Source organism: Streptococcus sp. IsoGale022, from assembly GCF_031142805.1.
Lineage (GTDB): Bacteria > Bacillota > Bacilli > Lactobacillales > Streptococcaceae > Streptococcus > Streptococcus sanguinis_A.
Window position 1 is genome coordinate 1 of sequence record NZ_JAKZJI010000041.1, and the last position, 519, is coordinate 519.

Sequence of the window (519 nt, forward strand, 5' to 3'; positions counted from 1 at the left end):
GGTGCATCTGTCTCTGCAAGTGAGTCAGCGTCGACGAGTGCATCAGTATCCGCAAGTACATCCGCCTCAACTAGCGCCTCAGTAAGTGCAAGTGAATCAGCTTCGACGAGTGCGTCTGTCTCCGCAAGTGAATCAGCGTCGATGAGTGCATCAGTATCCGCAAGTACATCCGCCTCAACCAGCGCGTCTGTAAGTGCAAGCACCTCAGCGTCAACGAGTGCGTCAGTGAGTGCAAGTACATCCGCCTCAACTAGCGCCTCAGTAAGTGCAAGTACCTCAGCTTCAACCAGCGCCTCAGTAAGTGCCAGCACGTCCGCATCAACCAGTGCATCCGTAAGTGCAAGTGAATCAGCGTCGACGAGTGCGTCTGTCTCCGCAAGTGAATCAGCGTCGACGAGTGCATCGGTAAGTGCCAGCACGTCAGCGTCAACGAGTGCATCTGTATCCGCAAGTACGTCTGCCTCAACGAGTGCATCTGTATCCGCAAGTACGTCCGCTTCAACGAGTGCCTCAGTTTCA

Annotated in this window: 1 pseudogene; it reads right to left on the reverse strand. The window is 54.7% G+C overall.

The annotated features are described in order from the left end of the window. Positions 1-519: pseudogene (locus RG608_RS11535) on the reverse strand (hypothetical protein); the annotation flags it as partial.